This window comes from Parafrankia sp. EAN1pec (assembly GCF_000018005.1).
Taxonomy (GTDB): Bacteria; Actinomycetota; Actinomycetes; order Frankiales; family Frankiaceae; genus Parafrankia; species Parafrankia soli.
The window spans coordinates 1,108,056-1,134,674 of the sequence record NC_009921.1; the positions used below are offsets into that span (position 1 = coordinate 1,108,056).

The window sequence follows — 26,619 nt, forward strand, 5'->3', positions numbered from 1 at the left end:
GCTCCGCGTCCCTGTATAGTAAAGACACACACCGACGCGGGGTGGAGCAGCTCGGTAGCTCGCTGGGCTCATAACCCAGAGGTCGCAGGTTCAAATCCTGCCCCCGCTACAAAGAAGAAATTCCCCCGAGAGAGTCACTCTCTCGGGGGAATTTCTTTATGCGGGTATTTCCGATGCGGAACCGACCCGACCGGTCGGCCATCGACCACTGGACGACGTTTGGGCGGGATTCTCCCGGCCGTCGGCTTCGGCCGCCGCCGGTCCTGGTCAGTTGACTGCGACGGTCAGTCGACCGCGACGAACCCGCCGCTCTGGCGGCGCCACAGCCGGTCATACCGCCCGCCCAGCTCGAGCAGGGCCTCATGCGTGCCCTGCTCGGCGATCTGCCCGCCGTCCAGGACAACGATCCGGTCCATGGTCAGCAGGGTCGACAGCCGGTGCGCGATGGCGATCACCGTCCGGGTGGCCCACAGATCCTCCAGGGCGTCCTGAACGAGCCGTTCGCTCTCGCTGTCGAGCGCGCTGGTCGCCTCGTCCAGGATGAGGATGGGCGCGTCGCCGAGGAACGCGCGCGCCAGCGCGATCCGCTGACGCTGCCCGGTCGAGAGCCGGATGCCCCGCTCGCCGACCAGGGTGTCGTACCCCTGACCGGTGCGGCTGACGAACTCGTGGGCGTGGGCGCGGCGCGCGGCCGTGATGACCTGCTCGTCGGTCACCCCGGCGGCGCTGCCGTAGACGATGTTGTCCCGGATCGAGCGGTGGAACAGGGTGACGTCCTGCGGGACGTAGGAGATCAGGCCGGCCAGCTGGCGGTCGTCGATCGGGGTGCCGTCGAGCGCCAGAGTCCCGGCGGGCAGCGGGTAGTAGCCGAGCAGGAGCTTCAGCAGGGTCGACTTCCCGCTGCCGCTCTGGCCGACGATCCCGACCTTCTCGTTCCGGGCGATCTCCAGGGTGATGCCGTCGAGCACCGCGCGCCCGGGTTCGTCCGGGTAGGCGAAGCGCAGATCGTGGATGCTGAGCGACCGGGTGTAGCCGACCGGCCCGGGAAGCTGGGTCGCCCTGTGGAGCTGCGATGCTCCGTGGACGTCGGGTCGTTCGAGGGCGGCAGGCCATCCGTGTGCGGTGGGTTGTTGGTGCCGGTCCTCCCGGACGATGTCGCGGCCGCCGAACAGGTAGTGGTAGGCCTCCTCGACCCGGGCGAATCGCAGATTCAGCTGTGAGACCAGCCAGACCGTGTTCCAGATGTAGTCAGAGAAGACCGCGAGGGCGGCCAGGAAGGTGGTCAGCTGCGCCAGCGTGAGATCGCCGGCCAGGAACAGGTGCAGATTCAGCAGGATCGTCCCGGGTCCGACCAGGTAGCGCACGACCAGGCTCATCGACGCGAAGTACACGATGTTCCACCGGAAGGACCCCGTCGCTGCCCGCAGGACACCCCGGCGCTCGGCGCGCACCCGCGCGGATTCGGCGCCTTCGCGGCCGAAGGACTTCACCGCGACGAAGTTCGCGATCACGTCGATGATCCGGCCGTCCAGGTCGGAGGCGGTGTCGGCGGTGTTGCGCTCCTCGGCGGCGACCCGCGAGACCGTCAGCCGCCCCAGCGCGAGCATCATCAGTAGCGACACGGTGAACGCGCAGCCGGTCGGGACGTTCACGGTGAACATGATCACCGCGAGCGCCGGCACCCTGACCAGCTGTTCGCAGAACTCCCAGTACACCGCGTTGAGGAACTCGCGGTACTCCCGGCCGAGCGTGCCGACGTAGCTGCTGATCTTTCCGGTGAAGGCGCCGACGAAGTACGGGTAGGGCTGCGTGATCACCTTGTCGAAGACGAGGTTCTCGTAGTCGTAGCCGCGGGCGAGGATCAGCCGCACCCACAGCAGCTCACCGCTGCGCCAGGACAGGTCGTGGCCGATCCCGCAACAGATCAGCAGCGCGGCGGCCTGGTAGGCGGCACCGGTGTCGACCGGTACGGCGGCGAGTGCGGCCACGAACCGGCCCACGAAGATCGGTACGACGGCGAGCAGCGCGTTCGCGAGGACGAACACGCACAGCACCGCCGCCGCCCGCCACCGGAAGGTCATCAGGTGCGCGAGGTAGGAGCGCAGGCCGGCGTGCGGGCTGCGGCCCGTCGCCGAGCCTGGCGCGGCTACCAGACTCGCCGCGGGGCGGGACGTGTCGGCCGTGCGGGAGGACGTGATCGTCACCCCGGAAGCGTGACAAGGACTTCCGATCCTCGCACCTGAATTATCACCGAAGCGGTGGTCGGAAAAGCGGCGTGGCTCAGCCGGTCGGGCGCTCCGGAGTGCGCCAGGGGCTGGCCGGCCGGAGCTGGTCGGCTGCCCGCAGCAGCGCCCGGGCCAGCGAGCGGGCCTCGTCGGGGTCGAGGTACGCCGCGGCCAGGCTGTCCAGCATGGGGGCGTCGACCCGCAGCAGGACGACCGGCGCGGCGCCGGTGCTCGCGGGGGGCTCCGGCCGGACGGTGATCTCCGCCTGCCCGATCTTCGTGATCAGGATGCCGTCCCGCGGGTCATGGTGGACGAGCGCCATGGTCTCCTCATCGATCGAGCCGGAATCAACCAGTCTTAGCGAAAGGTTGGACTCCTGTTGGCTCTTCATGGTTGCCCGGTGGCAAGTGTTGTCGTGGCGCCGACGTTTTCGGTCATCGAGCGCCCCAGGTGTAGGTCTGTTTGACCAGTCGCAGGTAGACGAAGGTCTCCGTCTCCCTGACCTGCGGAAGCGCACGGATGTGGTCGTTGATGAGGGACAGCAGGTGTTCGTCGTCCTCGGCCACGAGCTCGATCAGGATGTCGAACGCGCCCGCGGTGAGGACGACGTAGTCGACCTCCGGGAGCTGGGCGAGGGCCTCGGCCACCTGGCGGGTGTCCCCGGAGACCCGCACGCCGACCATCGCCTCGCGGCGGAAGCCGACGCGCAGCGGGTCCGTCACTGCGACGATCTGCATGATCCCGGCGTCGAGTAGGCGCTGCACGCGCTGGCGGACCGCCGCCTCCGACAGGCCGACGGCCGTGGCCATCGCCGCGTAGGACCGGCGGCCGTCCTGCTGGAGCTGCTCGATGATCGCCTTGTTGATGTCGTCCAGCAGCGGTTCCGGAGTCTGGCGCTGACCGGGCGACCTGCGTGACTGCACGCGACATCCTCCTGGATGTTTCGTCCGATGGACGCCGATCGTGGGGCAAGTACTCGCTGCGCGTCATCGTATGGGCGCGGGGGCGTTGGCCTGGATATGGCATTTCTACCTCTCCGTCTCCACGGATTCCATCGCAAACAGCGCCCCGGGGCTACGCTTTCGATAGCCGAGAGCAAGGGAAGGGTGCGGTGACGGTGTCCAACGCGACGACCACGACTCCTCGTCCCGGTGACCCGCCGCGGACTGGGCACGCCGGGCGGGTGACCGATCTCCTCGAGCGGGAGGAGCGCGCGCTGCAGGCCCGCACTCCGGCGTCCGAGGCCATGCACACCCGTGCCCTGCGGACGATGACCGGCGGGGTCCCGTCCTCCTACCAGCTGCGCGACCCCTGGCCGATCTACCTCACGCACGGCCGCGGCTCGCTGGTCTGGGACGTCGACGGCAACGAGTACTCCGACTTCCACAACGGGTACGGCTCGATGGTTCAGGGCCACGCCCACCCCGCGATCGTGCGCGCGGTGACCGAGCGGATGGCGCTCGGCTCGCACTTCGCCATGCCCACCGAGGATTCGGTGCTGGTCAGCGAGGAGCTGGCCCGCCGCTTCGGGCTGCCGCAGTGGCGTTACGTCAACTCCGGCTCCGAGGCGACCATGGACGCCATCCGCATCGCCCGCGGGGTGACCGGCCGGGACACCATCGTCAAGATCTTCGGCTCGTACCACGGCCATCACGACTACGTGATGGTCTCGATCGGCACCCCCTACGGGGACATCGGGCCGGCGGACCATATGAACTCCCTGGCCTACGGCGCGGGAATCCCGCAGGCGGTGGTCGACCTGACGGTGCCCGTGCCGTTCAACGACGCGGCGGCGATGGAACGGCGGATCGCCGCGCTCGAGGCCGAGGGGCGCAAGCCCGCCTGTGTGATCATGGAGGCGGCGATGATGAACCTCGGCGTCGTCCTGCCCGAGCCGGGCTACCTGGAGGCCGTCCGGGAGATCACACGCAGGCACGGCATCGTGCTCATCTTCGACGAGGTCAAGACCGGGCTGTGCGTCGCGGCCGGCGGCGCCGTCGAGCGGTTCGGGGTGCTGCCCGACATGGTCACCCTCGCCAAGGCGCTCGGCGGCGGACTGCCGGCCGGCGCGATCGGCGCCACCGCGGAGCTGATGGCCGCGGTCGCCGAGGACAGGGTGAAACAGGTGGGGACCTTCAACGGCAACCCGCTGGTCATGGCGGCGGCGCGGGCCAGCCTGACCGAGGTCCTGACCCCGGACGCCTACGCCCACCTCGACCGCCTCAACGACCGCCTGGTGGACGGCTGCACCGCGATCCTGGCCCGCCACGGCATCGCCGGCTACGCCGTCGGGATCAGCTCGAAGGGATGCGTCCACTTCACCGACGCCCCGATCCGGGACTACACGTCCTTCATGGCCCACCAGAACGCGGTCCTGCCGGAGCTGGCCTGGCTCTACAACGCCAACCGGCAGGTGCTGATGGCCCCCGGCCGGGAGGAGGAGTGGACGCTGTCCGTCCAGCACACCGACGCCGACGTCGACCGCTACCTGGCGAGCCTCGACGCGATGGCCGCGGACCTCGCCCGCGGCTGACGGGTCCTGCGCCCGCCGGCCGTGAGCGCCCGCCGGCCGTGAGCGCCCGCCGGCCGTCGCGGCCGCTGACTGCCAATGGTCGCTGACTGTCAGCATTCTCTGACTGTCAGCATTCGCTGACTGTCGGCGGTCGCTGGCGTCAGTGGCCGCCGGTGAGGACGGACAGGGTCGAGCCGAGGCGGGACGGCCGTCCGGTGCGGTTCTCGCGGGCGTCGGCGGCGGACGCCAGCAGCGCGCCGCCGTTCACACCCAGCCACCGCAGCGGCTCGGGCTCCCAGCGCCGCCGGGAGTGGCCGACCCAGGGCAGGCCGGTGCGCTCCGAGGTGCGCCCGGTGATCAGCTCGGCGAGCGTCCGGCCGGCGAGGGCGCTCGCCGCGACCCCGTCGCCCACGTACCCGCCCGCGTGGGCCAGCCCGGTCTCCCGGTCCAGGTGGACGGCGGGTGTCCAGTCGCGGGGAACCCCCAGTGGCCCGCCCCAGCGGTGGGTGATCCGGGCCGACGCGGCGGCCGGGAACAGCGCGCCGAGGGTGCGCCGCAGATGGTCGAAGACGGCCGGCACGACGTCGAAGGACGGCCGGACCCGCGAGCCGAAGTGGTAAGGCGCCCCGCGGCCGCCGAGCACGATCCGCCCGTCCGCCGTGCGCTGCGCGTAGATGATCATATGGCGGCCGTCGCCGACGGTGACCCGCCGCTCCCAGCCGATCTCGTCCCAGACCGCCGGCGGCAGCGGCTCGGTGGCGATCAGCAGCGAGTAGACGGGCACGAGCTCGCGGCGCAGACCGGGCAGCGCCGCGGTGTAGGCCTCCGTCGCGCGCACGATCGCGTCCGCCCGCACGACCCCGCCCTCCAGTACGACCCGGCCCGGGACGATCCGGCGCGCGCGGCTGCGCTCGAACAACGTGACCCCGCGGCGCTCGACCGCGTCGGCGAGCCCGCGCGCGAGCCGGCCGGGATGGAGCGCGGCGCAGTCCGGGTCCAGGACGCCGCCCTCGGCCCCCGCGACCCGCACGATGCCCGCCACCGCGGCGGCGTCCAGCCAGGCGGAGCCGGCCTCGCGGCGCAGCCGGGCAGCCTGTGCCGGTGTGGTCGCCACGCTCAGGTAGCCGGCCTTGACGAAGTCGCAGTCGATGCCCTCCTCGCGGGCGACCGCGCCGACCTCGTCGACGGTCGCCGCCAGGGCGGGCCGCATCTGCCCGGCGAGGGCCGTGTTGGGGAACAGCGCCGAGCACCAGCCCCCGTTGCGCCCGGAGGCGCCGAACCCGGCCGTCTCCTTCTCCACCACGATCACCCGTAGCGCGGGATGGGTGCGGGCCAGGTAGTAGGCCGTCCACAGGCCCGTGTAGCCGGCTCCGACGACGCAGACGTCGGCGGTGAGCGCGCCGCGGGCCCGCGGCCGGGGGCGGCGCGCCGCGCCGTCCAGGGTGTCCGTCCACAGCGACCAGCCCGTCGGGCTGACCATCGCCCGGCGCGCCGGCGCCTTGCTGACGGCCGTCGGTGTGACCGCTTCGTCGGCCTCTGCTCCGGTGTCGGTGTCGCGCACGGTGCCCGTCGCCTCCCGCTCCGCCGGAACAGATCGTTCCGTCGTGATGACTGTGTCACCGGAACCGGGACCGGTCGGGCCCGGTGCACCAGGGTCGCACCCGGTCCCTCCCGGGCCCGCACGGCGGGCTACAGACGTCGCCGAAACGGTCCTTTCTCGAAGTTTTCGGTTGCATAAGAGCGAGTTGAATGCGCTATCGGTGGCACCTGGTTCGTGGAACCATCGTGTCCGTTGGGTGGTGCTCGGACGACCGGAGGGAGCCGGACGCATGGAACGGACACCGATGGAACGGACACCCATGGAACGGACACCCATGGAACGGACGCTGAGCAATTTCGTCGGGGGGAAGCAGGCACCGTCGCTGGACGGGCGGACGATGCCGGTGCTCAATCCCGCCACCGGCGAGGTCCTCGCGCACGCGCCGAGCTCCGGGCCGGCCGACGTGGACGCCGCCGTGCGGGCCGCCGGTGAGGCGTTCGAGGGCTGGCGGGACAGCACGCCGAGCGAGCGCTCCCGTGCCCTGCTCCGCCTCGCCGACGCCGTCGAGGAACGGGCGGCCGAGATCGCCGACGTGGAGTGCGCGAACACCGGCAAGCCGCGCCAGCTCACCCTTGACGAGGAGATCGCCCCGTCGGCCGACCAGATCCGGTTCTTCGCCGGGGCGGCGCGGCTGCTGGAGGGCCGGTCGGCGGGGGAGTACCTGGCGGGCCACACCAGCTACGTCCGGCGTGAGCCGATCGGTGTCTGCGCCCAGGTGACCCCCTGGAACTACCCGCTGATGATGGCCGTCTGGAAGATCGCCCCGGCGTTGGCGGCCGGGAACACGGTCGTGCTCAAGCCCGCGGAGACCACGCCCGCCAGCTCGCTGCTGCTCGCCGAGATCGCGGCCGAGATCCTCCCGCCGGGTGTGCTCAACGTGGTCTGTGGTGACCGGGACACCGGCCGCGCCCTCGTCGCCCACCCGGGCCCGGCGATGATTTCGGTGACGGGCAGCGTGCGCGCGGGCATGGAGGTCGCACGAGGGGCGGCCGACTCGCTCAAGCGGGTACACCTCGAGCTCGGAGGCAAGGCCCCGGTGATCGTCTTTGATGACGTCGACCCGGCCGTGGTCGCCGCGGAGATCGCCGGGGCGGCGTACTTCAACGCCGGCCAGGACTGCACGGCCGCGACCCGGGTGCTCGCCGGGCCCGGCATCGCGGGCGAGCTCGCCGACGCGCTCGCCGAGGCCGCCCGCGCCACCACGACCGGCCCGCCCGCCGCCGGCGGCCAGACCGGCGGCCAGACCGGCGGGGCCGCGGCCGGCGGAGGCGAGGCCGACTACGGCCCGCTGAACAGCGCCGGTCAGCTCGGCCGGGTCAGTGGGTTCGTCGAGCGTGCCCCCGAGCACGCCCGCCTGCTCGCGGGCGGGACGCCGCTGGACCGGCCCGGCTACTTCTACCCGGCCACCGTGATCGCCGGCCTGCGCCAGGACGACGAGCTGATCCAGCAGGAGGTGTTCGGCCCGGTCGTCACCGTCCAGGAGTTCTCGGCCGAGGACGAGGCGGTCGCGTGGGCGAACGGGGTCGAGTACGGCCTCGCCTCCAGTGTCTGGACGCGTGACCACTCCCGCGCGATGCGGGTGGCGCGCCGCCTCGACTTCGGGTGCGTATGGGTCAACACGCACATTTCCATCGTTGCGGAGATGCCACATGGAGGATTCAAGAAGAGCGGTTACGGAAAGGACCTGTCGGTCTACGGGCTGGAGGACTACACCCGTATCAAGCACGTGATGCACAACATCGAGTTCTAGGGTCGGTGGCGGTGGCGGTGACGGACGGCGGGCAAGCGGCGGGGCACAGGGCCGGCGCCGGGGACAGGACCGAGGCCGCGGCTCCGGCTCCGGATGCGGGTGCGGCCGGGACCGCGGCCGCGCGGGCTTCCGGTGGGCCGGGGCGGCGGCTGTCCACCCGGTTCGTGACGGTCCACGGTTACCGGCGGGCCTATCTCCGGGCCGGTCGTGGTCCGGCCCTGCTGCTGATCCACGGCATCGGGGACAATTCGGGAACCTGGCGGGACCTCATCCCGGAGCTGGCGCGCGGCCGCACCGTCATCGCGCCGGATCTGCTGGGCCACGGCCGCTCCGACAAGCCCCGGGGCGACTATTCGATCGCCGGCTACGCCTGCGGGATGCGCGACCTGCTGACCGTCCTGGGCGTCGAGCGGGCGACGGTGGTCGGCCACTCGCTGGGCGGCGGAGTGGCGATGCAGTTCGCCTACCAGTTCCCCGAGCGGTGCGAGCGGCTCGTCCTGGTGTCGACCGGGGGTGTGGGGCCGGACCTGCACCCGGTGCTGCGGGCGGCGACGGTGCCGGGCTCGGGCCATGCGCTGTCGCTGCTGACCAGAGCGCCCGTGCGCCGGGTCGGCTGGGCGGCCACCCGCGCGCTGCGGCTGCTGCACACCGACGTCGGGCGGGACGCGGACGACCTGATGCGCGTGTTCGCCTCGCTGGACGTCCCCACGGCCCGGCAGGCCTTCCTGCGCACCCTGCGCTCGGCGGTGGACGGCCACGGCCAGGCGATCACGATGCTGGACCGGTGCTACCTGGCGGCAGGCATGCCCTCGCTGATCGTGTGGGGGGCGCACGACGCGGCGATCCCGGTGGAGCACGCGAGGATCGCCCACGAGGCGATGCCGGGCAGCCGGCTGGAGATCTTCCCGGACGCGGGCCATTTCCCCCACCACGCGGACCCGGTGCGATTCCGGGCCGTTCTCGAGGATTTTCTGGCGACCACCAGACCGGCCAGCCACTCCGCCCGCCAGTGGCGCACCCTGCTGCGTTCCCACGGCACGGCGGCACCCGCACAGGACGACTGATCCGCCGCCGGTCGCGCCCCGGGCGGCCGGTCGGTCCCGTGGCACCGGATGAAGGGATACCGCCACAGGTGACCTCCGCCGCCCGGGCCGGCGCGATCCGGACGGTACGGTTCGGGAGACCCGTTCGCACCTGTCCGTTCGCGGCGGGCGCTGGACATTACCGGACAAGAACCAGCCGGACAAGTACCGGTCGGACAAGTTAAGTGGACATGTCGATCGGACAACTCGGCGCCGCACAGTCGCCGGGTCAACAGTTGTCTCACCACGGTGTTGTCCACGCGGCCCGGCGCGCAGCGTCAGGTGTCCGGTGAGCATCGATGATGGGGCCGGGCCCGTGGTCCGACGGCGTCCGGTCGACGGGTTGCGCATTACTCTGGCGTGGTCTCTATCGCGAAGTTCATGGAGCGGGAAGGCACGTATCTGGCTTATCCTTGGTTCGTAACGCTAATGCCCGCCATAACTTCGGAGGTCGACCGTTGGCACGCCGCGCGCGACTGAGCTGGCCGCAGGAACATCATCAGGCGAGTGAGGTGATCGTCCGCAGGGTCGACCCCGGTCGGGGCTGGACCCTCGAACAGGCTCGTGACCTGGTAGAGCAGGGCTACTCCATCGACAACGTCGCGGAACGCACCGGCTTTCCCGCGAAGATGCTCAAAGTCGCCGTCAAAGACTGACCGTTCGCCCATGCCCATGCCCATGCCCGTGAAGTCGCGGACCAGGCCGGCGGCCGTGGCCGTGTGCGCCGGGGCCGTGCGGTCTCGGTTGTAGTGCGGGGCGTGTGGTACTGGTCGCCGTCGGTGTCATGAATACGTCCCGGCGGGCCTGTCCGCCCGTGTCCCTTCGCCTAGATGTCCTTGACATGTGGTCTTCGCGGTGGGCGATCCATCGCGAGTACCTCGTCAAATTCGACCGGTCAGGTCAATCGTTCTGGTAGTGAGACGGCTACATTCGGCCCGGCCCGCCTCAATCGGGTGACCCATTGCTCGCGCGTGTGGGGTCATGATGTATTGCGGGTGAGCGCTTCCGGGTGATCGGGCCAGCCCCGGCCCATCAGGCCCAACCATCCCGCGTCCTTACGATGAGCCCGCCGCCGGCCAGTCGTCGCCGATCGCGGATCGGGTGTGCCCGACGGTGACATCGATCAACCGCCCGAGATGATCCGAGTACACGGCGTCGAGGCGGTAACCGCGTAGCCGGCGCAGTGTCGCCGTCGACTGGGCGTCCCATCCGAACACCGCGATACCGGCGGCGTGCAGCTCGTCGACCATCGCCGCCCGCGGTGGTGTCCACTCCCGCGTGCGCAGGTTCAGGGCGTCGACGCCCGCCGCGCGCAGGATGCCCCCGTAGGCGGCGGCGCCGCCGTTCTGTTCCACGTTCGCCACCGTGGTGGAGTTCACGAGCCTGACGTCACCGTCGGCCTGCCGCCACTCGTGCAGGTCGGGAAACGAGCCACACAGCCACAGCCGTGCGGCGGCCTCGGTGCCACCCGCCGCACGGGTGACCGCGAGGACGGCGCCCGCCGCCTCGGCCGCGGACATGTGATCGGGACGACCCTTCAGATCGAGGCTGAGATCGAAACCCCAGCCCAGATCGTCGTAGAAGGCCGCCAGCGTCGGCAGCCACCCGGGCAGATCGGCGCCGCGCAGCTCACCCAGCCGCCGCCGGCGGCCGGGTGGGCCCAGCGTGCCGTCATGCCGTAGGACGGGGATTCCGTCCGCGGTGAGCCAGACGTCCGACTCCAGGCCGTTGGCGCCGGCCGCCAGCGCGCGGCGGAAGGCGGGCAGCCGGTTCTCCCGCTGGAACGGGGCCGGCGCGCCGCGGTGCGCGAAACCGATCATCGTGGGACGGGTGCCCGCTCGGCTCAGTCCCGGAAGTGGCTCAGGGCGACGTCGTGCAGGTGCCCGTTGGTCGTGAGGATCGTGCCCCAGCCGGGCCCGCGCCGCCCGCGCAGGTCGGTGAACCGGCCGCCGGCCTCCTCGACGATGACCTGCAGGGCGGCGAGGTCCCACAGTGAGACCTCCGGCTCGCAGGCGAGGTCGACGGCGCCCTCGGCGACCATCATGTGCGACCAGAAGTCGCCGTAGGCGCGGCTGCGCCAGATCTGCTCGGCCAGGCTCAGGAACTGGGGCAGCCGGTCGGCGGTGCGCCATCCCTCCAGCGAGGCGAACGAGAGGAAGGCGTCCGACAGCCGGGCGACGGAGGAGACCTGCAGTGAACGGGTGTCGCCGGTGGCGTCCCGGGTGAACGCCCCGGTGCCGCGGGCGGCCCACCAGCGGCGGCTCATGGCCGGGGCGCTCGCCACGCCGACGACCATCTCGCCGTCCACCTCGAGGCCGAGCAGGGTGCCCCAGACGGGAACGCCGCGCACGAAGTTCTTGGTGCCGTCGACCGGGTCGAGGATCCAGCGCCGGCGGGTGTTCTCGCCGACGAGGCCCTCCTCCTCGCCGAGGACTCCGTCACCGGGGCGCGCGGTGGCGAGCCGTTCCCTGATCATGGACTCGACGGCGGTGTCCGCGTCCGAGACCGGAGTGTTGTCGGGCTTCGACTCGACGTGGAGGTCCACCGCCTGGAAGCGGGAGAGGGTGATCCGGTCGGCGGCGTCGGCGAGGCTCAGAGCGAGTGCGAGGTCGTCAGCGAGCCAGCCGGCAGGGTCGACCGCCTCGACCGGGTTGGCGCTGACGGGGCTCGGGTTTGGCGGAGTCACGAGGGAAGACTACGAGTTCCGGCGTCGAGGGAACGGGCGCGGTGGTCACCGGACGTCGGCCCGGATCCGCCCGCCCGGCGTGGCGGCTTCGGCAGGCTCTGCCGGTGCCCGCCCGTAGAGCGCCTGCGACCAGACCACGGTGAGGGTACGGATGACCTCGGCGGGATCCGCCCGGGGGTGGTGGCCCAGTGTTTCGCGCAGGTAAGCATCGGTCATCGCCATCAACGCCCGCGCGCTCTGTGGGTGGTGGTCGGGGCGCACCCGGCCGCGGGCCTGCTCCCGGCCGAGCCGCTCGGTCACCGCTGTGACAAATCCCTCGACCGCCGCCCTCCGGTACCCGGCGGCCAGCTCCGGATCGGTGGCCGCGGCCTGCGCGATGACCCGCAGGACGAACCCGTGGCGCAGGTGCACGCCGACGATGGTCCGGGCGGAGCGGACGCAGTCCTCGACCGGGTCGCCGTTGCCGTCGAACCAGCCGGCGGACGCCGCCGACAGCTCGCCCTCGATCTCACGCAGCAGCCGCCGCAGCAGGTCGGGGACGTCCCGGAAGTACGCGTAGAAGGCGGAGCGGCCGAGCCCGGTGCGGCTCATCAGCGCCGCGACGGTCATCGGGCCGGGTTCGTCCGAGCCGATCATCTCGATCGCGGCCTGGAGGATCTCGCGCTCGGCCTCCACCGGCTGCCGGCGTCGGCGCCGGGCCACGCGGGCGAACTCACCCGCCCGCGGCACCGTTCCTTGATCGGTCACAGACCGAGACTAGGTGCAGCACAGCCATGATCAGCATCCGCCGGGCAGCCTTTGTCGATCACATGGCTGGCCGGAGCCCTGTGGGGCCGCACGCTGTGCTGCGACGCCGACGGTTGTGCGACCGCGTGCGACCGGCGCCGTCCGGTCAGACGGGTGTCGCGCGGGCCGCGAGCAGACGGCGCAGGCTCGCCACCCGCGCGGGGTCGGCCCGCCCCTGCCGGACGGCCTCGTCGAGCCCGCAGTCCGGAGCGGTCAGGTGGTCGCAGCCGGGCTCGCAGTCGGCGGTCGCGGCCGCGAGGTCGTCGAAGGCCGTCAGGACCCGCTCGAGCTGGACGGCGCCCAGCCCGAACGAGCGGATCCCCGGGGTGTCGACGACGGTCCCGCCGTCCGGCAGGGCGAGCGCGACGGCCGCAGAGGAGGTGTGCCGGCCACGGCCGGTCACCGCGTTGACCACCCCGATGGCCCGGTCGGCGTCCGGGACAAGGCGGTTGACCAGCGTCGACTTGCCGACTCCGCTGTGCCCGAAGAACACGCTGGTCGTGTCGCGCAGCAGCGTCTGGAGCGGGTCGAGGTCGCCGTCCGGCCGGGTGGCGACCACCGGCAGCCCGAGCGGCTCGTAGGACGCCCGCACGGGGGCCGGGTCGGCGAGGTCGGCTTTGGTCAGGCACAGGACCGGGGTCAGCCCGCCGTCGTAGGCGGCCACCAGGCACCGGTCGATCAGCCCGGTGCGCGGCGGCGGATCGGTCAGCGCACAGACGATGACAAGCAGGTCGGCGTTGGCGACGATCGGCCGCTCCACCGGGTCGGAGTCGTCGGCGGTGCGCCGCAGCAGGCTCGTCCGCTCGTCGCGGCGCACGATGCGCGCCAGCGAGCCGGCGCTGCCCGAGAGATCCCCGACCAGTTCGACCCGGTCGCCGACCACGACGGACGTCCGCCGCATGGAACCGCCGCGCACCGCCGCCACCAGGCCGGCCGGGCCCTCCCGCCGGCCGGCGGGGGTGTCACGCCGGGCCGTGCCCGGGCGGCCGCCCGGGCCGGTCTCCGGGCGGCAGGTGTAGCGGCCGCGGTCGACCGCGACGACCACCGCGCGGGCCGCGTCCGCGTGCTCGGGCCGGATCCGCGTCCGCGGCCGGGAGCCCCGGCCGGGTCGGGTACGGACGTCGTCCTCGTCCATCTCGCGTGCCACGGTCAGCCGGCCAGCATCGTCGTCCACATCCGCGCGAAGTCGGGGACCGTCTTGCCGGTCGTGGCGATGTCGTCGACGGTGACCCCGGGCACCGCCAGGCCGACCACGGCGTAGGTCATCGCCAGCCGGTGGTCCGCGTGCGGGTCGAGCCGGGCGCCGCGCAGCGGCACCGGGATGATCGACAGGCCGTCGTCGGTGACGGTGACACGGGCGCCGAGCCGGCCGAGCTCGCTCGCCAGCGCGGCGAGCCGGTCGGTCTCCTGCAGGCGCAGGTGGGCGATGCCCCGCAGCCGGGACGGCGAGTCCGCCAGCACGGCCAGCCCGGTCAGCACCGGCGCCGCCTCGCCGAAGTCGGAGAGATCGACGTCGATACCGGTGATCCGCCCGCCGCCGGTGACGCGCAGGCCCTCCGGCACCAGCTCCGCCCGGCAGCCCATGGCCACCAGCAGGTCCGGCAGCATCCGGCCGGGCTGCTCGGTGGACGCCGGCCAGCCGGTGATCGTCACCTCGCCGCCGGTCACCGCCGCGGCGGCGACGAAGGGGGCGGCGCTGTTGAGGTCGGGCTCGATCACGCGGTCCAGCGGCCGCGGCCCGCCGGGCTTGACCCGCCAGCGCCGGGTCGACGCGGCCGGAGTGCCCCCGGCGCGCAGCAGGTCCGCGGTCGGGTCGTCGACGTCGACGACCACCCCGGCCGCCCGCAGGTCGGCGACGGTCATGTCGAGGTACGGCCCGGACGGCAGGCGGTGACCGGCGTGGGTCACGGTCGCACCGCGCTCGAACCGCGCCGCGGCGAGCAGCAGGCCGGAGACGAGCTGGCTGGAATCCGACGCGTCGACCGTCACCGCCCCGCCGGAGACCGCCCCGGTGCCGCGCACGGTGAAGGGCATCCGGTCGCCGTCGATGTGGGCGCCCAGCTCGCGCAGCGCGCGCAGCAGCGGGGTGAGCGGGCGGTCCCGCATCCGGGGATCGCCGTCGAAGCGCACGTCCCCGCGGGCCAGTGTCGCCAGCGCGGGAGTGAAGCGCGCGACCGTTCCCGCGTTGCCGCAGTCGATCGCGGCCGTGCCCCGTACGGCGCCGACCGGGCCGGTGACGACGATGTCGGCGGCGCCCTGGTCCGCGCCCGGCTCACCCGGCCTGCCCGGCTCAGCGCCGCCTGGCGCGGCCTCGTCGGTCACCGTCGCGCCGAGCTCGCGCAGGGCGGCGGCCATCAGGACGGTGTCCCGGGAGCGCAGCGCCCCGCGCAGGCGGGAGACCCCGTCAGCCGCCGCGGCCAGCACGAGCGCCCGGTTCGTGCCGGACTTCGAGCCCGGCACGGTGACGGTCGCCCGGACCGGACCGGTCGCGACCGGAGCCGACCACGGGTCGTCCTGCCCGCGCTGCACTTCGGTGATGGTGGTCACCGTGCCAGCATGCCGGATTCCCGGCGCTAATCGGGCCGGCGGGCCGAGGCGATCAGGTGAATACCGATTGACTCGCCCTCACGCTCGGCGGCGAGCTCGACCTCGGTGCGCACCAGGGTGGGGAAGCAGGAGACGTCCTCGGCGACGGCCCGGCGGACCGCCTCGGCGGAGAGCACCGTGCGCGGGCGGATCCAGTCGACCTCCAGACCGGCACTGGTGAGCAGGGCGCGCAGCTCCTCGGGCCAGAAGCACCGGGTGATGGTGCCGTCCTCGGCCGGGACGAGCACGACGTCCGCGCGCGGCACGTCGGACAGCTCCGCCCAGCGGTGCTGCTCGGCGAGCCGGGCGAGCCCGAGAAGCAGGGAGTCGACGCACAGCAGCAGCCGGCCGCCCGGCCGGAGCATGCGGTGGATCTCCTCGAGCGTGGTCTCGGTAGCCAGGCAGAACGACAGGGCCCGTGCCTCGGCGAGCACGGCGTCGAACGAGCCGGGACGGAACCAGTCCAGCGAGCGGGCGTCACCGACGACCCGCCGCACGGCCCCCGGGCCGGGTGCGGGCTCGCTCTCGCCCGGCGTGTCCACGCTGCTGAGGCTCCCCACGACCCGGACCACCTCGTGCCCGGCCGCGACCATCTGGCGTGCGAATCTGGCCCGCGGGCCGGAGACGTCCAGGACGCGGACCGGATCGGCGGGCAGCCACTCCTTCAGCTGGGCCGAGGCGACCTCCTCGTAGAAGGCCCAGTAGGGGTCGTCACTGCCGGCGGGGGCCTCACACACCAGCGTGTTGGAGGACCCCCGGGACGAGTGAGTGTCGGCGTCGGGGCCAGACAACATGGACCGTTCCTACCCTTCAAGGGGCAATGATGCGAGGCACGTCACATGCGCAAGGTGAAATTCTGACAGATGTTCGGGCCGACCACGCAGTGTCCTTCCCGGGCGGCTCGGACGGAAGTGACCTGGCCGAGTCGCCGGCGCCGGTCAGGGCGGCCGCGACGGCAGACGAGGATCCCCTCCTTGTGGACGGTGGACGACTGCGGGTGGTTCCCGTCCCGCCACGCGCCGAGGTTGTCGGCACCGTCGTCCTCCTGCACGGGGCGGGCAGCGGCACCGACACGCCGGCGCTGACCGCGCTCGCGGAACGCCTCACCGCCGCCGGGATCCGGGTGGCCGCCCTGGAGATGCCCTACCGGGTGGCCGGCCGGCGCGCCCCGGACCGCCCCGCCCGGCTGGACGCCGTGCTCACCGCGGCGGTCGCCGCGCTGGGCCCGCCCGACCGCCTGGTGCTGGCCGGGGCATCGATGGGATCGCGGGTGGCGGTGCGCTGCGCCCGTGCCGTCGGTGCCCGCGCGGTGCTGGCGCTGGGCTTTCCGCTCGAGCCGCCGGGCGGGAAGCCGTCGCGCGGGCCGGAGCTGGCGGGGGCCGGCGTCCCCGTCCTCGTGGTGCAGGGATCGCGCGACGCCTTCGGCATGCCGGTGGCCGACCCGTCTTGCGGGATCAGGGTGCACGTCGTGGCGGGGGCCGACCACTCGTTCCGGGTGCGGGTCCGGGACGGCCGGCCCGTGGGGGAGGTGATCGGGGAGGCCGCGGAGGTGGGCGCGTCCTGGCTGCTCGCCCGCCTCGGGGACGAGCCCTCCGGCACGGTTGGGCACGAACTCGGGGACACGGTCGGACATGAGCCCGGAGGCATGGCCGGAGACGGGCCCGGCGGCACGGCCTGAGCGCGCCGCGGCTGAGTGCTCACGTCTGTTTCGGTTACCCACCCGCGACCCGTTCGACCCACCTGACCCACCAGGAATCGAGAACAGCACCCGCCGGGAATCGAGAACAGCCCGTGGTGGTTGGCGCCAGTGGGAAGCGCGGGAGGCCAGGCGTGGCCGGTGTCGCACGGAGGTGGTGCGACCGCCGGAGTGCCCGCGTCACGGAGGTTCGATGACGTTCCAGCACAGCACACCAGGCCCGCGCTCGCAGGATCGCCGGGTGACGGGGCCGGGCCGCGGGCGGCCGGTCGCCGCGCCGGTGCGCACCAGGGCGGTGGCGGGGGTATCGTCCGGCGCGGAGAGCGGTCCAGTCAGGACGGCAGCCGGCGGGCCGGCGATCGGTTCCCGGCGGGGCGAAGGAGTGATCCTGGTCGACGAGACCAATGACGAGTCCACCCAGGAGCGCGGCGCCCGGTTCGAGCGGGATGCCCTGCCGTTCCTCGACCAGCTCTACGCTGCCGCGCTGCGGATGACCCGCAACCCCGCGGACGCGGAGGATCTCGTTCAGGAGACCTTCGTCAAGGCATTCGCGGCCTTCCACCAGTTCCAGGAGGGAACCAACCTCAAGGCCTGGTTGTACCGCATCCTGACGAACACGTTCATCAACACGTACCGCAAGCGCCAGCGGCAGCCGCTGCAGAGCCCGACCGAGCAGGTCGAGGACTGGCAGCTCGCCGAGGCGGAGTCGCACACGTCCACCGGCCTGAAGAGCGCCGAGGCCGAGGCGTTGGAGCACCTGCCCGACAGCGACATCACCGAGGCGCTCCAGGCGCTGCCCGAGGACTTCCGGATGGCGGTCTATCTGGCCGACGTCGAGGGGTTCTCGTACAAGGAGATCGCTGAGATCATGGGCACTCCCATCGGTACCGTGATGTCACGGCTGCACCGTGGGCGGCGTGGTCTGCGAAAGTCGCTGGAGCAGTACGCGCTGGAGCGCGGGCTGGTTCCGGCCGGGTCTGCCGAGAACGAGGGCGGTGGGTCGTGAGCTGCGGAGGACCTCACAACATCGATTGCCGCAAGGTGCTCGACGCGGTCTTTCTTTACCTCGACGGGGAGTGCAACGACCCGCAGCAGCACCTGATCCGGGCACATCTCGACGAGTGCTCGCCGTGCCTGCGGGAGTTCGGGGTCGAACACGAGGTGAAAATGCTCGTCGCGCGCAAGTGCGGCGGGGAGCGGGCACCGGACTCGCTGCGGCTCAGCGTGCTGGCCCGGCTGCGCGCGGCCCGCACGGGCGCCGACGCGACCGAGTTCCGCCCCGACTAGGCGAGCGCCTCCCCGCTCGCGCGGGGAGGTCGGCAGCGGGCGGTTAGGCTGCCTGCTGTGCGTATCCTCGTCACCGGCGCGGCCGGTTTCATCGGTTCCACCGTCGTCGATCGGATGCTTGCTGACGGTCATTCGGTCGTGGGCATCGACGACCTGTCGTCCGGGCGCATGGAGAATCTCACGCAGGCGGCGACCGATGCCCGGTTCTCGTTCGAGAAGGGCGATATCACGTCGCCCGATCTCGGTGACTTCGTCGCCCGGGTCCGCCCCGACGCGGTGGCTCATCTCGCGGCGCAGATCGACGTCCGGATCAGCGTCGCCGACCCGCTGCTCGACGCCCGGCTGAACGTTCTCGGCACGATCAACGTGCTGGAGGCGGCCCGGGCCGCCGGGGTGGTGAAGGTCATCCACACCTCGTCCGGCGGGTCGATCTACGGCACGCCGGCCGCGCTGCCCGTCGACGAGTCCGTGCCACCCGCGCCCGAGTCACCGTACGCGGCCGGGAAGGCCGCCGGCGAACTGTACCTCAACGTGTACCGGGTGACCTACGGTGTCGCGACGACGGCGCTGGCGCTCGGGAACGTCTACGGGCCCCGCCAGGACCCGCACGGCGAGGCCGGGGTGGTCGCCATCTTCGGCACCGCCCTGCTCGAGGGGCGCCCGACCAAGATCTTCGGTGACGGCGCGACCAGCCGGGACTACGTCTTCGTCGGGGACGTCGCCGACGCCTTCGCCCGGTGCGTGCCGGCCCAGGCGGCCAACGGCCTGCGGATCAACATCGGGACCGGCGCCGAGACCACCGTTCTCGACCTGCACAGCCGCATCGCGCGGGTGGTCGGGGTGCCGGACGAGCCCCAGTTCGCCCCGCCGCGCCCCGGCGAGCTGCAGCGCATCAGCCTGGACGTCGGCCTCGCGGAGCGGGAGATCGGCTGGCGGCCGCGGATGGACCTGGACGGCGGGCTCACCCGGACCGTCGACTGGATCCGGGCCCGGATCGGCGCCCGCGCCGCCGCCTCCGGCTCGGCCGGCGCGACCGGCGCGACCGGCTGACGAGACCGGGCGGGAGCGCTGGGCGTCCCACCCGGTCCACCTGTCAGGTGTTCGGGCGCTTGCCGTGGTTGGCCTTGCTCTTCGCCCGCGCGCGCCGCTTGCGCTTCTTCTTCGCCATCATGAACTCCTCTCCGCCGCTCTGAGCACATGGTCGCTCTGGGCACATACTGCCAGCCGCCGGCTGCCGCGCAGCGGCGGCGGACCCGGCTGGTCGGCCTACTCGGCGGCGTGGCCGCTGTCGACGGGGCGGGCGAGGCCGATGGTGGGGCCGGAGTCCGGGCCGGCGCTGGCGCGTCCGCCGAGCCTGGTCCCGCCGCCGGGCGGGGGCCCGTCACGCCGTGGGGCACCGTCACCGCCCGGATGATCGTCGGCGGGTTCGCGGCCGGCCGGCACGTCCCCCGCTCCGAGGCGCTCCGTCGCGGCCGTGGCGCCCACGGGTCCGGCCGGGTCGTCCGCTGGCCCGGTCATGGCGGGGACGAGCCGTGGGGTGCCGTCCCGCTCCGTGTGCTCGTCGCCGGGCGGGCCCTCGGCGAGCGGCTCCTCGGCCGACGGGTCCTGGTCCAGGACGTATCCGTCGTCCTCACGGTCCCCGTCGCGCCCGTCGCTCTCGAGCCCGTCACCCTCGTGATCCCTGACGTCCTCGTGGTCTCTGCCGTGCCCGTCGACGCGGGGTCTCTCGTCTTCGAGGTGCCCCTCGTCGTCGCCGGGCCCGTCGCCGTCGCCGTCGCTGTCGTCCGCGCCGTGTCCGTCGGTGTCCGGTGCGCCAGCGGCCCGCCGGGGACGGGCGAGGCCGGCGGCGAGCCGGGCCTGCAACGTCCGCCGTGCCCGCACCGGTGCCACCGCGCCGAACATGCCCAGGCCGGCGGCCATGAGGACGTCCCCGAGGCTCACCACGGCCGGTGCGCCCGGCGTCGGGAGCGGCAGGATGTCACTGATCAGGCGCAGCGACGTGTCTCCTCCCGCCACCGTGTGGAAGTGCGAGTCGCGGATGCTCTGGACCGATACGCCGGCCCGGTCGGCGGCCCACGCCGAGACCGGCATGTCCCCGCTGTTGGCGCTGATCACGAGCGCGTTGAGCAGCACGCCGGCGCACAGCAGCGGAAGGCCGGGGAGCCGCCGGTTGGCCACGGCGAAGACCACCAGACCGGCCGACGCAAGGATCCAGGCCGGGCTGTGCAGTGCTCCGACGAGCCTGCCGACGGCCAGCACGACCAGTACGCCGACGAACAGCCAGGGCCTGGCGACGTGGACGCGACTGAGGGCGTCGAGGGTCCCGCCCCTCGCGAGCCCCACGGCCAACCCGCACAACAGGGTCAGGAGGAGGAGTACGAGCACATCCGTAAGTGTGGAGGGTCGCCGCTCGATCGCGCAGCACCGCCCGCCGGTGTGACCCTTCCGCGACGGGCCCGGGACGCAGCGGCGCCGACGACGGCGCCGACGACGAGGTCGCGCACCCGTGCCCGCGTGAGCGCCCGATCCGGCGCCGCGCACCGGCATGGCCCGGGGGTGTGGGTCGTCCTCCCGTCCGGGCGCGGCCTCGCCGCGGGTCGTCCGGATGGCGCGTCGGGTCGATTGCGATCCTGCGCCGACCCGGCGGCTACTACGCTCACATCAGCCGGCGCCGCAGCGCGGTCGACCGGGAGAAGCGGTCGACGTGGAGAAGGGGATTCCGATGTCCGAGGAAGTCCGTGCCGAGATGGTCGCCAACGTCTGGAAGGTCGTCGTCGGTGTCGGCGACTCGGTCGCGGCGGGTGACGCCCTGGTAATCCTTGACTCCATGAAGATGGAGATCCCGGTGATCAGCGAGGAGGGCGGCACCGTCGCCAGCATCGCCGTCAACGAGGGCGACGTCGTGCAGGACGGGGACCTGATCGCCGTCGTCGACTCCTGACCGGCCAGCCCGGCCGTCGGTGACGCGCTGCCGGGGGGCGACGTGACGGCGCGGACTTCCCGCCGTCGGGCGCGGGCCGCTTGCCCTAGGCTGATCCGTCATGGAGGCCTCGTTCTGCGACCGGTGTGGCCAGCTCGCGAGCATTGGCAGTCATGAGGCCTGCGCGCGGGCGCGCGCGCTGGAACCGCCGCGCTACTGCTCGTCCTGCCGGCGTCGCCTCGTCGTCCAGGTGACCCCGCTGGGCTGGAGCGCGCGCTGCGCCGAGCACGGGACATCGGTGTCGGCCTGACCGGCGGCCGCCGACCAGTCGCACCGGCCGGCTCGGGCTCCGGGCCGGCCTCGTCCCGCTACCCGGCCCGGAGCCCGGCCCGGGTAGCGGGGCCTGTGGCCTAGAGCGTGGCCTGCAGGGACTTGATCGGCATCCGCAGCTCGGTGAGCATGGCCAGGTCGCTCTCCGGATTCTTGCCGAGCGTGGTCAGGTAGTTCCCAACGATCACCGCGTTGATGCCGCCGAGCATTCCCTGGACATCCAGGTCGCCCAGCGTGATCTCGCGCCCGCCGGCGTAGCGCAGGATCGTGCGGGGCAGCGCCAGCCGGAACGCGGCGATGGTGCGCAGGGCCTCGCGTGAGTCCACCGCGGGCAGGTCACCGAACGGGGTGCCGGGTCGCGGGTTGAGGAAGTTCAGCGGAACCTCGTCCGGCTCCAGAGCGGCGAGCTGGGCGGCCAGCTCGGCGCGCTGTTCGAGGGACTCGCCCACACCGATGATCGCGCCGCAGCACAGCTCCATCCCGGCGGCGCGGACGAGCTCGCAGGTCTCCCAGCGCTCCTCCCAGCTGTGGGTGGTGACCACCTTCGGGAAGTGCGAGCGCGCCGTCTCCAGGTTGTGGTTGTAGCGGTGCACGCCCAGGCCGGCGAGCTCGTCCACCTGCTCCTGGGTGAGCATGCCGAGCGAGCAGGCGACGTTGATGTCGACGGCCTCCCGGATCGCCGCCACGCCCTCGCGGATCTGCGCCATCAGCCGCTGGTCGGGGCCGCGGACCGCGGCGACGATGCAGAACTCGGTGGCGCCGGTGGCCGCCGTCGCCTTCGCCGCCTCGACCAGGGACGGGACGTCCAGCCAGGCGGAGCGCACGGGGGAGTCGAAGCGCCCGGACTGGGAGCAGAAGTGGCAGTCCTCGGGGCAGCCGCCGGTCTTGAGGCTGATGATGCCCTCAACCTCGACCTCCGGCCCGCACCAGCGCAGCCGCACCTCGTGGGCGAGCGCGAGCAGGTCGCCCAGTGCCTCGTCCGGCAGCTGGAGGACCGCGAGCACGTCCTGTTCGTCGAGGCCGCGCCCCTCGTCGAGCACCTGTCGGCGGGCACGGGCGAGAATGTCGTCGTCGAGGGGTCGGGGCGCCTCGGTGACGACGTCGGTCTCGACGGTCGGGGGAGTCTGCGCGGGCATGGTCGTAGGCGCGGTCACAGGTGCGGTCACAGGTGATCTCCATCAGGAGGTCGTGCCGGCGGCGTGGCTCGCGGCCACCGGTCGGGCTGGACGTCCGTCTTCTCGTATCAGCGGTCGGGTGGCGGGGGCTGTGGCCGGCGGAGGCCGGTCGATCCGCGCCGAGACCATTGTTCAGTCATCCTCGTGACTCGTGCCCGTGTTGTGACGTGAGTCCGGCCGGGGTCGTCACACGGCGTACCGGCGTCGGAACTCCGCGGCGTTGAATGCGCCGCCGAGGGCCGGTTCGAGCGAGGATCGCGCGATCTGCAGGAACTGCCCGGTGCCGAGCAGCCCGGCCCCCGCCGGGACCGCCCCGGCCAGCGGCCGCGCGGCGAGCAGCTCGAGGTCGACGATGTTGCTGCGTGCGGCCAGGTCGGGCTCGACCGGCCAGGAGCCCACGACGATGCCCGCCAGGTCGAGCCCGCGGTTGGCCATGACCTCCAGGGTGAGCGCCGTCGCGTTCAGCGTGCCGAGCCCGGCGGTCGTGACCACGAGAACCGGCGCCGCCAGCGTCCGGGCCAGGTCGGCGAGGGTGGAGCCGTCGTGGTCGTACCGGACGAGCAGACCGCCGGCGCCCTCGACGAGGACCAGCCCGCGGTCGGCCTGCAGCCGCCGGACCGCCACCGCCACCGTGCCGAGGTCGGGCGTGGGCAGGCCGGCCCGCCGCGCGGCGCTCACCGGCGCCAGCGGGTCGGCGTACCGGCTGAGCTCGTGCACGTCGTCGACCCCGGAGAGGTCTCGGACGAGGTCGACGTCGCCCAGCTCGCCGGCCCGGACGCCGGTCTGCGCCGGCTTGACCACGGCGACCGCCGTCCCCCTGTCCGCGGCGAGGGCGGCGAGGGCGGCGGTCACCACGGTCTTGCCGACCTCCGTCCCGGTGCCGGTGACGATGAGCACGCTCACGGCGCGGGGAACCGGCCGATGGCGTCGGTGATCACGCCGACCGCGCGGCTCACATCGGCCTCGGTGAGGTCGGCGCGGGCCGCCACCCGCAGCCGGCTCGTCCCGGCGGGAACCGTCGGGGGCCGGAAGCAGCCGACGGCGACCCCGGCGTCGCGGCAGGCCGCGGCGACCGCGACGGCCCGCTCGGGATCGCCGAGCACCACCGACACCACCGCGCCGGCCGGCTCCGGGGCCCCGGTCGCGGCGGCGATCTCCCGCGCGCGCCGCTGGACCCGCTCCGGGAGGTCCGGGTGGCGGGTGAGCAGCCGCAGCGCCGCCAGCGCGGAGCCCGCGCACGCCGGAGCCAGCCCGGTGTCGAAGATGAAGGTCCGGGCCGTGTCGATCAGGTGGTCACGCAGCGCGGCCGGCCCGAGGACGGCACCGCCCTGGCTGCCCAGCGACTTGGAGAGGGTCACGGTGGCGATCACGTCAGGCTCGCCGGCCAGCCCGGCCGCGGCGAGCGCCCCGCGCCCGCCCGGGCCCACGACGCCGAGCCCGTGCGCCTCGTCGACGAGCAGGACGGCGCCGTGTCGCCGGGCGACCGCGTGCAGGGCGGCCAGCGGGGCGAGATCGCCGTCCGCGGAGAAGATCGAGTCGGTGAGGACGAACGCGCGCCGCCAGGAACGTGTGGCCAGCGCCTCGTCGACCGCGTCGACGTCCGAATGTGGCGTGACCAGGACGTCCGCGCGGGACAGCCGGCAGGCGTCGACCAGTGAGGCGTGGTTGCGCTCGTCGGAGAGCACCAGGTCACCAGGCCCGGTGAGGACGGTCAGCATCGCCAGGTTGGCGGCGTAGCCCGAGGAGAAGACGAGCGCGGAGCCGAAGCCGAGGTGCTCGGCGAGCGCGGACTCGAGCTCCCCGTGCAGCGTCGTGGTGCCGCTGACCAGCCGGCTGCCGGTGGACCCGGCGCCGAACGCGCGCAGCGCGGCGATGCCGCCCTCGACCACCTCCGGATGGCGGGCCAGCCCGAGGTAGTCGTTGCCGGCGAGGTCGAGCAGGAGATCACCGTCGGTCCACGGCTGCAGCGAGCCGTGTGCGGGCAGCGCCGGCGCGCCCGTGGGCCCGCGCTCGGCGCGGGGCGCCCGGGGGCGCAGCACGCGGTGCAGCCCGGCCTCGGCCCGCAGCCGGGCCGCCTCGCCCAGCCAGCCGAGCGGGGCGGGGCTGGCGGCGGGGCTGTTCGCGTGGCTGGTCGCGCCGCCCGCGGGGCCGGGCACGGTGCCGGCGGGGCTGGCCGGGACGCCGTCCGATGCGTCGGCCGAGGTCGCGGATGGGGTGGTGATGGTGCTGTCGGGCGTCACGTCGGCGAGCGTACGGCGCATTCCGGCCCGGCCGCCCGGCACGCCCACCACGGCGTCTGGCAGTCTGCGTCCCGTGGGAACCCTCGCCGACGCCCTGCGAGCGAGCACCGATCTCAGCGGCGACGACATCGACCATCTCCATGCGCTCGTCGCGGACTGGGCCCTGCTCGCCGATCTGTCCTTCGCGGACCTGCTGCTGCTTGTCCCGGTGCGGTCCGGCTCGGTGCGGGCGGGGCACGCCGGCGGCATGGAGTTCCAGGTCGTCGCGCAGGTACGTCCCACGACCGGACCCACCGCGTATCACAACGACGAGGTCGGCAGTGTCGTCATCAACCGGTGGGTCGTGCAGAACGCCTGGCGCGAGCACCGGATCGCGCGGGAGGGTGAGCCTGAGTGGGACGGCGGGGTGCCGGTGCGCACCGAGGCGATCCCGGTGCGCCACGGCGACCGGGTGATCGCCGTCCTGGCCCGGGACACCAACCTCGCGACGACCCGGACGCCGAGCGCGCTGGAGTCCGCCTACCTGCAGGGCGCGAACAACCTGGCCCTGATGATCGCCGAGGGCGCGTTCCCGTTCCGGGGCAGCTCCGCCGAGCTGCCCGAGGCGCCGCGGGTCGGTGACGGCATGATGCGCCTCGACGGCGCCGGCAAGGTGATCTTCGCCAGCCCGAACGCGCTGTCGGCGTACCGCCGGCTCGGCCACACCGGGAACGTCACCGGCGAGGACCTGCGCACCGTGCACCGCGCGCTCAACCTGCCGGCCACGACGCCCGCGGTCTGGCACGCGATCAGCCGGCGCCGGCCGGTCGAGGTCGAGATCGAGGTGGGCAGCACGGTCGTGCTGCTGCGGGCCATCCCGCTCTTCCCCGGCGCGATCCGCGAGGTGCTGGTCCTCGTCCGCGACGTCTCGGAGCTGCGGCGGCGGGAGGCCCAGCTGCTGAGCAAGGACGCGACGATCCGGGAGATCCACCACCGGGTCAAGAACAACCTGCAGACCGTGGCGGCGCTGCTGCGCCTGCAGATGCGCCGGACGAAGGCGGACGAGGCCCGCGACGCGCTGCGCGAGTCGGTGCGCCGGGTGACCTCGATCGCCGTCGTCCACGAGACGCTCTCCCAGACGCTGGGGGAGTCTGTCCCGTTCGACGAGATCGCCGACCAGATCACCTCGGTGACTGTCGACCTCGCGTCGACCGGGACCCGCGCGACGACCAGGCGGATCGGGTCGTTCGGCCGGCTTTCGGGCGAGCTCGCCACGCCGTTGGCCCTTGTGCTCTCGGAACTTCTGCAGAATGCTGTCGAACATGCGTTCGATGGATCGTCGGGAGCGATCGAGCTCCGCGTGCGGCGCGCCGAGGACCGCCTCGACGTCGTGGTCGCCGACGACGGCGCCGGCCTGCCGGACGACTTCCAGCTCGAGCACTCACCCCGGCTCGGGCTGCAGATCGTCCGTCAGCTGGTGCTGGGCGAGATGCGCGGGACCATCCGGCTGCAGGCCGGTCCGGCACGAGGGACCGAGGCGCTCCTGTCGATCCCACTTTCTTGAAGTTGTGTGTTTGGGCCTCGCTGGCGCGGGTATGCAGGCCAACGTGTCCTCTGTTCACGACCCGAGTACGGCGGTCGTGTCGTCGCCGCAGGGCGGTCGTGGCGCATCGGGCGCCGCCGGTGGTGCCGGTGGAGAGGCCGAGTACCCCGAAGGGGATGCCGACCCGAAAGATTTTTCGGCCGCTCCGTCCGGGTCCGCGCA

Annotated in this window: 25 protein-coding genes and 1 tRNA gene; 12 read left to right on the forward strand and 14 right to left on the reverse strand. The window is 73.0% G+C overall.

The annotated features are described in order from the left end of the window. The first annotated feature begins 35 nt into the window (after positions 1-35). Positions 36-109, forward strand: a tRNA-Met gene (locus tag FRANEAN1_RS04630). Between the two features lie 175 nt (positions 110-284). Here the strand turns inward: FRANEAN1_RS04630 and FRANEAN1_RS04635 are convergent. The 3 genes from FRANEAN1_RS04635 to FRANEAN1_RS04645 all read right to left on the reverse strand — a co-directional run bounded on the left by FRANEAN1_RS04635 (position 285) and on the right by FRANEAN1_RS04645 (position 3,148). Then, entirely contained in the window at positions 285-2,204 is a 1,920-nt protein-coding gene (locus tag FRANEAN1_RS04635; RefSeq protein WP_020458589.1) for an ABC transporter ATP-binding protein, read from the reverse strand. Between the two features lie 76 nt (positions 2,205-2,280). After that, positions 2,281-2,547 carry a hypothetical protein gene (locus FRANEAN1_RS04640; protein ID WP_041253688.1) on the reverse strand — a complete coding sequence of 89 codons (267 nt, stop codon included), beginning with the start codon at positions 2,545-2,547 and terminating at the stop codon, positions 2,281-2,283. A 112-nt stretch (positions 2,548-2,659) separates the two neighbouring features. Continuing rightward, complete coding sequence (locus FRANEAN1_RS04645) at positions 2,660-3,148, reverse strand: Lrp/AsnC family transcriptional regulator (protein ID WP_020458591.1); 489 nt, start codon at positions 3,146-3,148, stop codon at positions 2,660-2,662. 260 nt (positions 3,149-3,408) lie between these two features. On the opposite strand from FRANEAN1_RS04645, the gene FRANEAN1_RS04650 reads away from it, so the two are divergent. Next, complete coding sequence (locus FRANEAN1_RS04650) at positions 3,409-4,758, forward strand: aspartate aminotransferase family protein (RefSeq protein ID WP_041253689.1); 1,350 nt, start codon at positions 3,409-3,411, stop codon at positions 4,756-4,758. 139 nt (positions 4,759-4,897) lie between these two features. Here FRANEAN1_RS04650 and FRANEAN1_RS04655 read toward each other — a convergent pair whose 3' ends face one another. Then, positions 4,898-6,217 (reverse strand): FAD-dependent oxidoreductase, encoded by a 1,320-nt coding sequence (locus FRANEAN1_RS04655; protein WP_041255499.1) that lies wholly within the window; start codon positions 6,215-6,217, stop codon positions 4,898-4,900. Positions 6,218-6,611: 394 nt separating this feature from the next. Between FRANEAN1_RS04655 and FRANEAN1_RS04660 the strand changes: the two genes are divergently transcribed. The 3 genes from FRANEAN1_RS04660 to FRANEAN1_RS04670 all read left to right on the forward strand — a co-directional run bounded on the left by FRANEAN1_RS04660 (position 6,612) and on the right by FRANEAN1_RS04670 (position 9,825). After that, entirely contained in the window at positions 6,612-8,087 is a 1,476-nt protein-coding gene (locus FRANEAN1_RS04660; RefSeq protein ID WP_041253690.1) for a gamma-aminobutyraldehyde dehydrogenase, read from the forward strand. 149 nt (positions 8,088-8,236) lie between these two features. Then, complete coding sequence (locus FRANEAN1_RS04665) at positions 8,237-9,151, forward strand: alpha/beta fold hydrolase (RefSeq protein ID WP_235014391.1); 915 nt, start codon at positions 8,237-8,239, stop codon at positions 9,149-9,151. A gap of 476 nt (positions 9,152-9,627) precedes the next feature. Further along, positions 9,628-9,825 carry a hypothetical protein gene (locus tag FRANEAN1_RS04670; protein ID WP_041253691.1) on the forward strand — a complete coding sequence of 66 codons (198 nt, stop codon included), beginning with the start codon at positions 9,628-9,630 and terminating at the stop codon, positions 9,823-9,825. 399 nt (positions 9,826-10,224) lie between these two features. Here FRANEAN1_RS04670 and FRANEAN1_RS04675 read toward each other — a convergent pair whose 3' ends face one another. The 6 genes from FRANEAN1_RS04675 to FRANEAN1_RS04700 form a co-directional block, all read right to left on the reverse strand. Next, entirely contained in the window at positions 10,225-10,989 is a 765-nt protein-coding gene (locus FRANEAN1_RS04675) for a glycerophosphodiester phosphodiesterase (protein ID WP_020458597.1), read from the reverse strand. A 23-nt stretch (positions 10,990-11,012) separates the two neighbouring features. Continuing rightward, positions 11,013-11,855, reverse strand: coding sequence for a histidinol-phosphatase (hisN, locus tag FRANEAN1_RS04680; protein WP_020458598.1), 843 nt, complete (start codon positions 11,853-11,855; stop codon positions 11,013-11,015). A 45-nt stretch (positions 11,856-11,900) separates the two neighbouring features. Next, on the reverse strand, positions 11,901-12,584 hold the full coding sequence (locus tag FRANEAN1_RS04685) for a TetR/AcrR family transcriptional regulator (RefSeq protein WP_235014387.1): 684 nt from the start codon (positions 12,582-12,584) through the stop codon (positions 11,901-11,903). 163 nt (positions 12,585-12,747) lie between these two features. Beyond that, a complete protein-coding gene (gene rsgA / locus FRANEAN1_RS04690) occupies positions 12,748-13,776 on the reverse strand; it encodes a ribosome small subunit-dependent GTPase A (protein WP_049795895.1) in 1,029 nt (342 codons plus the stop codon). A gap of 14 nt (positions 13,777-13,790) precedes the next feature. Then, on the reverse strand, positions 13,791-15,188 hold the full coding sequence (aroA, locus tag FRANEAN1_RS04695; RefSeq protein WP_041253693.1) for a 3-phosphoshikimate 1-carboxyvinyltransferase: 1,398 nt from the start codon (positions 15,186-15,188) through the stop codon (positions 13,791-13,793). A gap of 26 nt (positions 15,189-15,214) precedes the next feature. Beyond that, positions 15,215-16,021, reverse strand: a complete 807-nt coding sequence (locus FRANEAN1_RS04700; RefSeq protein WP_020458602.1) for a methyltransferase domain-containing protein — start codon at positions 16,019-16,021, stop codon at positions 15,215-15,217. An 89-nt stretch (positions 16,022-16,110) separates the two neighbouring features. On the opposite strand from FRANEAN1_RS04700, the gene FRANEAN1_RS04705 reads away from it, so the two are divergent. The 4 genes from FRANEAN1_RS04705 (at position 16,111) to FRANEAN1_RS04720 (ending at position 19,260) form a co-directional block, all read left to right on the forward strand. Next, on the forward strand, positions 16,111-16,905 hold the full coding sequence (locus tag FRANEAN1_RS04705) for an alpha/beta family hydrolase (protein ID WP_347176985.1): 795 nt from the start codon (positions 16,111-16,113) through the stop codon (positions 16,903-16,905). A 211-nt stretch (positions 16,906-17,116) separates the two neighbouring features. Beyond that, positions 17,117-17,929: a sigma-70 family RNA polymerase sigma factor gene (locus tag FRANEAN1_RS04710; RefSeq protein WP_020458604.1), complete on the forward strand. Its 813-nt coding sequence runs from the start codon at positions 17,117-17,119 to the stop codon at positions 17,927-17,929. After that, complete coding sequence (gene rsrA / locus FRANEAN1_RS04715; protein ID WP_020458605.1) at positions 17,926-18,210, forward strand: mycothiol system anti-sigma-R factor; 285 nt, start codon at positions 17,926-17,928, stop codon at positions 18,208-18,210. The genes FRANEAN1_RS04710 and rsrA overlap by 4 nt, the downstream gene beginning before the upstream one ends. A 57-nt stretch (positions 18,211-18,267) precedes the next feature. Continuing rightward, positions 18,268-19,260 carry an NAD-dependent epimerase/dehydratase family protein gene (locus FRANEAN1_RS04720; protein WP_020458606.1) on the forward strand — a complete coding sequence of 331 codons (993 nt, stop codon included), beginning with the start codon at positions 18,268-18,270 and terminating at the stop codon, positions 19,258-19,260. 216 nt (positions 19,261-19,476) lie between these two features. On the opposite strand, the gene FRANEAN1_RS04725 is transcribed toward FRANEAN1_RS04720, so the two are convergent. After that, entirely contained in the window at positions 19,477-20,595 is a 1,119-nt protein-coding gene (locus FRANEAN1_RS04725; RefSeq protein ID WP_020458607.1) for a DUF5317 domain-containing protein, read from the reverse strand. A 337-nt stretch (positions 20,596-20,932) separates the two neighbouring features. On the opposite strand from FRANEAN1_RS04725, the gene FRANEAN1_RS04730 reads away from it, so the two are divergent. Together FRANEAN1_RS04730 and FRANEAN1_RS38145 are read left to right on the forward strand one after the other, a co-directional pair. Continuing rightward, positions 20,933-21,151 (forward strand): biotin/lipoyl-binding carrier protein, encoded by a 219-nt coding sequence (locus FRANEAN1_RS04730; protein WP_020458608.1) that lies wholly within the window; start codon positions 20,933-20,935, stop codon positions 21,149-21,151. Positions 21,152-21,251: 100 nt separating this feature from the next. After that, positions 21,252-21,440, forward strand: coding sequence for a hypothetical protein (locus FRANEAN1_RS38145; RefSeq protein ID WP_020458609.1), 189 nt, complete (start codon positions 21,252-21,254; stop codon positions 21,438-21,440). Positions 21,441-21,540: 100 nt separating this feature from the next. Here the strand turns inward: FRANEAN1_RS38145 and bioB are convergent, their stop codons facing one another. The 3 genes from bioB to FRANEAN1_RS04745 all read right to left on the reverse strand — a co-directional run bounded on the left by bioB (position 21,541) and on the right by FRANEAN1_RS04745 (position 24,896). Continuing rightward, on the reverse strand, positions 21,541-22,626 hold the full coding sequence (gene bioB, locus FRANEAN1_RS04735; protein ID WP_020458610.1) for a biotin synthase BioB: 1,086 nt from the start codon (positions 22,624-22,626) through the stop codon (positions 21,541-21,543). 195 nt (positions 22,627-22,821) lie between these two features. Continuing rightward, the gene (bioD, locus tag FRANEAN1_RS04740) at positions 22,822-23,538 is read right to left on the reverse strand and encodes a dethiobiotin synthase (RefSeq protein ID WP_020458611.1); all 717 of its coding nucleotides are present in this window, start codon (positions 23,536-23,538) and stop codon (positions 22,822-22,824) included. Beyond that, a complete protein-coding gene (locus FRANEAN1_RS04745) occupies positions 23,535-24,896 on the reverse strand; it encodes an 8-amino-7-oxononanoate synthase (RefSeq protein ID WP_198145457.1) in 1,362 nt (453 codons plus the stop codon). Before FRANEAN1_RS04745 ends, bioD begins: the two co-directional genes overlap by 4 nt. 52 nt (positions 24,897-24,948) lie before the next feature. Here FRANEAN1_RS04745 and FRANEAN1_RS04750 point away from each other — a divergent pair, with 52 nt between their 5' ends. Beyond that, the gene (locus FRANEAN1_RS04750) at positions 24,949-26,418 is read left to right on the forward strand and encodes a sensor histidine kinase (protein ID WP_041253694.1); all 1,470 of its coding nucleotides are present in this window, start codon (positions 24,949-24,951) and stop codon (positions 26,416-26,418) included. The last annotated feature ends 201 nt before the right edge of the window (positions 26,419-26,619 follow it).

Bases quoted from the DNA above. Each gene is read 5' to 3' on its own strand.
- FRANEAN1_RS04640 (WP_041253688.1), bottom strand. From the start codon at position 2,547: ATGGCGCTCGTCCACCATGACCCGCGGGACGGCATCCTGATCACGAAG.
- FRANEAN1_RS04655 (WP_041255499.1), bottom strand. From the start codon at position 6,217: ATGGTCAGCCCGACGGGCTGGTCGCTGTGGACGGACACCCTGGACGGC.
- FRANEAN1_RS04660 (WP_041253690.1), top strand. From the start codon at position 6,612: ATGGAACGGACGCTGAGCAATTTCGTCGGGGGGAAGCAGGCACCGTCG.
- FRANEAN1_RS04675 (WP_020458597.1), bottom strand. From the start codon at position 10,989: ATGATCGGTTTCGCGCACCGCGGCGCGCCGGCCCCGTTCCAGCGGGAG.
- rsgA (WP_049795895.1), bottom strand. From the start codon at position 13,776: ATGGACGAGGACGACGTCCGTACCCGACCCGGCCGGGGCTCCCGGCCG.
- FRANEAN1_RS04700 (WP_020458602.1), bottom strand. From the start codon at position 16,021: ATGTTGTCTGGCCCCGACGCCGACACTCACTCGTCCCGGGGGTCCTCC.
- FRANEAN1_RS04710 (WP_020458604.1), top strand. From the start codon at position 17,117: ATGACGTTCCAGCACAGCACACCAGGCCCGCGCTCGCAGGATCGCCGG.
- FRANEAN1_RS04730 (WP_020458608.1), top strand. From the start codon at position 20,933: ATGTCCGAGGAAGTCCGTGCCGAGATGGTCGCCAACGTCTGGAAGGTC.
- FRANEAN1_RS38145 (WP_020458609.1), top strand. From the start codon at position 21,252: ATGGAGGCCTCGTTCTGCGACCGGTGTGGCCAGCTCGCGAGCATTGGC.
- FRANEAN1_RS04745 (WP_198145457.1), bottom strand. From the start codon at position 24,896: ATGCGCCGTACGCTCGCCGACGTGACGCCCGACAGCACCATCACCACC.